Source organism: Pseudomonas sp. P4_C3 (assembly GCF_056402075.1).
This window is the reverse complement of record NZ_JBFUIC010000307.1, coordinates 1-4,685: the sequence shown is the minus strand read 5'-3', so window position 1 is coordinate 4,685 and position 4,685 is coordinate 1. Positions and strand designations below refer to the sequence as shown.

The following is a 4,685-nucleotide window of genomic DNA, read 5'->3' as shown; positions in this document are numbered from 1 at the left end:
GGTCTCTCGGTGTTGCTGGGAGCGAGCACCACACCGTTGATGGCCGATGCCGACAGTCGCGAACTGATCAAGGCGCTGATGGCTGAAGTGGTGCAAGGCGCAGTCGCGTGCGGGCACGGTGTACCGGCGGGGTATGCCGAGCACTTGTTCATGGTGACCGAAAAAATGCCTGACTACTGGCCGAGCATGTACCACGATTTCCTGCACAAACGACCGCTGGAGCTGGCCGCGATCTACGCCCGGCCACTGGCGGCCGCCAGGGCCGCGGGGTGTGAGATGCCGCGCATCGAGGCCTTGTATCGCAGTTTGAGTTTCATTGATCGACGAAACACCTGAGTCGACCAACCTGAGGGAGAAGGGCATGCCGAAGGCAATTGACGACAAACTGGTGCTGGCGATTTCTTCGCGAGCGCTGTTCGACCTGAGCGAAAGCCACAAGGTCTATCTGTCGAGCGGTGTCGAAGCCTACCGGCAGTATCAGATCGAACACGAAGACGAAATCCTCCAACCCGGCGATGCCTTTGCGTTGGTGCAGAAACTCCTGAACCTCAACAATAGCCTCGGCCGTGCCCGGGTCGAGGTGATTCTGGTGTCGCGCAACAGCGCCGACACCGGGCTGCGGGTATTCAACTCGATTGACCATTACGGACTGGCAATCTCTCGCGCGGCCTTTGTCGGCGGGCGCAGTCCGTATCCCTACCTCAAGGCCTTTGGCTGCGACCTGTTTCTCTCGACCCACGCCGAAGACGTACGCAATGCACTGGACGCCGGGTTCGCCGCGGCGACCATTCTGTCGGGCGGTGCCAGTCGTGCGGCCAGCGACGAATTGCGCATCGCCTTCGACGGAGACGCGGTGCTGTTTTCCGATGAGTCGGAGCGCGTTTATCAGGCCGGTGGTCTGGAGGCGTTCCAGGCCAGCGAGCGTGAGGCCGCCCGCGAGCCGTTGCGCGGTGGGCCGTTCAAGGGCTTTCTCGCGGCCCTCAATCTGTTGCAGCGTGAGTTCCCGGAGGACGCCTGTCCGATCCGTACTGCGCTGGTCACGGCGCGATCGGCGCCGGCCCATGAGCGAGTGATTCGCACGTTGCGCGAATGGGACATCCGTCTCGACGAGTCGCTGTTCCTCGGCGGCCTGACCAAGTCAGCCTTTCTCGAAGCCTTCGCGGCCGATGTGTTTTTCGACGATCAGGCCGGCCACTGCGAATTGGCCCGTGAAGTCGTCGCCACCGGTCATGTGCCCCATGGCATAAGCAACGAGCAAAAGGTTTAAGCCCACTGTTCAATGCGTTGCGCCGCATGTCGTAGTCGCCAAGGCACTGCTAAGCTGAATCAAATCTCCGCCATGTTGGCAGTCGAGGAGGTCATATGATTCGTTCGATGCTGTATGCCACTGACCTTGGCCTGTACGCGCCCRTGGTGATGCAGCATGCCCTGGAACTGGCCCGGACCTTCAATGCCGATTTGTATGTGGTGCATGCGGTTGAACCCATGGGGTTGTTTGCCGAGTCGGTGCTGCAAAGTTATCTCGATGAACAGGCGCTGAACGAGTTTCACAGCCAGGGCCTGAATACAGTGATTGCCAGTATCGAGCAGCGGGTGCTCGACAGTTTTCGTGAGGAGTTGGGGGATGAAGGGGAGCACGATCTGGAGCGGATTCAGGCAGTACGGGTGGTGCAGGGCGACCCATCGCAGGTGATTCTGGACCAGGCGCAGAAACTCTCCGTGGATTTGTTGATCGTAGGGAGTCACAGCCACGGTGCGGGTGCGGAAACGCCTTTGGGGCGAACCGCCGCCCGTGTGCTGCAACTGTCCAAGGTGCCGGTCTATCTGGTGCCGCTGGTGCAACGTCGTCGCCAAGGGGATCTCTAGAACACGAATAATGGCAATTTGACAAAAAAGTTCTAGATTTATTCTTCGAACCATTAATATAGTTATATACCGTCGCTGATGCCCGTGGCGTCTACCTGCTTTGAGGGATTCATATGAAGCTTCAACAATTGCGCTACATCTGGGAAGTGGCGCACCACGACCTCAACGTTTCCGCTACAGCCCAAAGCCTTTACACCTCTCAACCGGGCATCAGTAAACAGATCCGTCTGCTGGAAGACGAACTGGGCGTCGAGGTTTTTGCCCGCAGCGGCAAGCACCTGACCCGCGTTACCCCGGCCGGCGAACGCATCATCACCACCGCTGGCGAAATTCTGCGCAAGGTTGAAAGCATCAAGCAGATCGCCCAGGAATTCTCCAACGAGAAGAAGGGCACCCTGTCGATTGCCACCACTCACACCCAGGCGCGTTATGCGTTGCCGCCGGTGATCAGCAATTTCATCAAGCAATACCCGGACGTGGCCCTGCATATGCATCAGGGTTCGCCCATGCAAATCGCCGAAATGGCCGCCGACGGCACCGTGGATTTCGCCATCGCCACCGAAGCGCTCGAGCTGTTCGGTGATCTGGTGATGATGCCGTGCTACCGCTGGAACCGTTGCGTGGTCGTGCCTCAGGGCCACCCGCTGACCAAACTGTCGAAACTGACCCTCGAAGCCCTGGCCGAATACCCGATCGTGACGTACGTGTTCGGTTTTACCGGCCGGTCGAAGCTCGACGAAGCATTCAGCCATCGTGGCCTGACGCCGAAAGTGGTGTTCACCGCCGCCGACGCCGACGTGATCAAGACCTATGTTCGCCTGGGTCTGGGTGTGGGCATCGTGGCGAAAATGGCTGTCGACAGCAAACTCGACAGCGACCTGGTGGTGCTTGATGCCAGCGAACTGTTCGAGTCCAGCGTGACCAAGATCGGCTTCCGTCGCGGCACCTTCCTGCGTGGTTTCATGTGCGACTTCATCGAGAAGTTCGCGCCGCACCTGACCCGCGAAGTCATGGCCAAGGCCATTCAGTGTCACAACAAGCAGGAACTGGAAGAGCTGTTCGAGGGCGTCGAACTGCCCGTTCACTGATAGTGTTTCCTGCCGGTCAAACCACCTCGGTGACAGCGAACTGTTGCCGAGCGCCCGCCACCAGAATCTCCACCTCATCGCCCTCGAACTTGCCCAGCAGGCTTTTGCCCAGCGGTGAGCGCGGGGTGATGACGGTTATCAGTTGCCCCACCAGATCGACCTTCAATCCGGCTGCATCGGGGGCGAGAAACAGCCATTGTTCGCGCCCCCTTTCGTCCTCGAGCCCGAGCAGCGCGCCCACTTCGATGCCCCGCTGATCGTCATACGGGCGCAGGGCCAGGTTCTGGCAGAGGCTCAGTGACTGGCGAATTTCCTCGACCCGCCTGGCTTGCCCGGCCGCGAGATAGGACGCTTCCAGCCCCAGGGTGTCGTATTTGTTCTCGGCGATGTTTTCTTCATGGGTCGCCGTTTCGTAAGCGGTTTGCGCGGCCCGTTCGGCGATGTCTAGATCGACCCGCAGCTTGTCGAGAATCAGTTGGTGGACTGTGTGCTTATTCATGATCAATCGCAGAATTGCAGGACGTTGGCGCGGCTTTTTTCGCTGGGTGCAGTCCGGTCCTGTTGCAGCCAGAACTGACAGCTTGGGTTGGATAGGTTGCGACTGCTGCTGCGCGCCTGATCGAGCCGTTGCTGCTGCTCGTTCTTGCGCAGGTTTTCTTCATATAGCTCAAACAACGGACTCTGTGGCGGAATGTCCGGCACCGGTTGCGCTGCCACCGGTGGTTTGGCCAGTTGCTCCACAGCTGCTGCCACAGGTGCCAGTTGCTCGCTGAAAAGCAGGCGCGAAGCGAGCCAGCAGGTCAGCACAATGGCAATGAATCCCAGCCACATGCCGAGGGCGATGCTGCCGGTCAATTGCAGGGCATTGAGGCTGATTGGGAAAGAGCGGTGCGGAGTGGGGCGGTGGGGCATGGTTGCTTCCTGGCGAAAGGTCACGGGCGAGTGGCGATTGTCGCATGAAGAATAATCACCGTCGGCTCTTCTGCACGGGGTAATTTATGCGGACAATCGGCGCCTTTGCCAACGGGAACCTGGAATGCCTGAAATGAAAACCCGCTGGGATATTTTTTGCACCGTAGTCGATAACTTCGGCGACATCGGCGTGACCTGGCGACTGGCCCGACAACTGGTCGCCGAACATGGGCTGGCGGTGCGTCTATGGGTCGATGATCTGCGAGCGTTCGAGCGCCTGTGCCCGGAAATCGACATCCACGCTGCGCAGCAGTGGCAACAAAACGTCGAAGTGCGCCAATGGCCAGCCGAGTGGCAACCGACCGAAGCCGCCGATGTGGTGATTGCTGCATTTGCCTGCCAATTGCCGAGCGCCTACATGGACGCCATGGCCGAACGGGAAAAGACGCCGCTGTGGATGAACCTCGACTACCTGAGTGCCGAGGACTGGGTGATCGGCTGCCACGGTTTGCCCTCGGTGAAGTACAAAAGCGTGCAGAAGTTCTTTTTCTTTCCGGGGTTCCAGAAGGGCACTGGCGGGTTGTTACGTGAGCGTGGATTGCTTGAGCGTCGTCGGCAATTTCAGCAAGACCCGCAGGCTCAAAGAGAATTCCTGCACGGTTTGGGGATTGATCGTGCACCCGGTGCGCAGTTGATCTCATTGTTTGCCTACGAAAACACCGGGCTGGCCAGTTGGCTCGATGCGATGGCTGGCGATTCTACGGCCACTCATCTGCTGGTGCCGGAAGGGCGGATTCTCGGCGACGTAGAGCGTTGGCT

At 59.3% G+C, this 4,685-nt stretch carries 7 protein-coding genes; 5 read left to right on the top strand and 2 right to left on the bottom strand.

From position 1 onward, the window contains the following. From AC1DVH_RS26325 to cysB, 4 genes are all read left to right on the top strand, one after another. Nucleotides 1-336, top strand: a 336-nt coding sequence (locus tag AC1DVH_RS26325) for a ketopantoate reductase C-terminal domain-containing protein (protein WP_477756260.1), incomplete at its 5' end; no start/stop codon positions are given. 25 nt (nt 337-361) lie between these two features. Beyond that, nucleotides 362-1,267 (top strand): 5'-nucleotidase, encoded by a 906-nt coding sequence (locus tag AC1DVH_RS26320; RefSeq protein ID WP_477756259.1) that lies wholly within the window; start codon nt 362-364, stop codon nt 1,265-1,267. A 95-nt stretch (nt 1,268-1,362) separates the two neighbouring features. Then, the gene (locus AC1DVH_RS26315; RefSeq protein WP_477756258.1) at nt 1,363-1,866 is read left to right on the top strand and encodes a universal stress protein; all 504 of its coding nucleotides are present in this window, start codon (nt 1,363-1,365) and stop codon (nt 1,864-1,866) included. 113 nt (nt 1,867-1,979) lie between these two features. Next, nucleotides 1,980-2,954, top strand: a complete 975-nt coding sequence (gene cysB, locus AC1DVH_RS26310) for an HTH-type transcriptional regulator CysB (RefSeq protein WP_046043380.1) — start codon at nt 1,980-1,982, stop codon at nt 2,952-2,954. A 16-nt stretch (nt 2,955-2,970) separates the two neighbouring features. Here cysB and AC1DVH_RS26305 read toward each other — a convergent pair whose 3' ends face one another. Both AC1DVH_RS26305 and AC1DVH_RS26300 read right to left on the bottom strand, forming a co-directional pair. Beyond that, entirely contained in the window at nt 2,971-3,453 is a 483-nt protein-coding gene (locus tag AC1DVH_RS26305; RefSeq protein ID WP_477756257.1) for a GreA/GreB family elongation factor, read from the bottom strand. 2 nt (nt 3,454-3,455) lie between these two features. Then, complete coding sequence (locus tag AC1DVH_RS26300; protein WP_477756256.1) at nt 3,456-3,866, bottom strand: hypothetical protein; 411 nt, start codon at nt 3,864-3,866, stop codon at nt 3,456-3,458. Nucleotides 3,867-3,990: 124 nt separating this feature from the next. Between AC1DVH_RS26300 and earP the strand changes: the two genes are divergently transcribed. Next, nucleotides 3,991-4,685: elongation factor P maturation arginine rhamnosyltransferase EarP (earP, locus tag AC1DVH_RS26295; RefSeq protein ID WP_477756255.1), on the top strand; the 695-nt coding region annotated here is incomplete at its 3' end.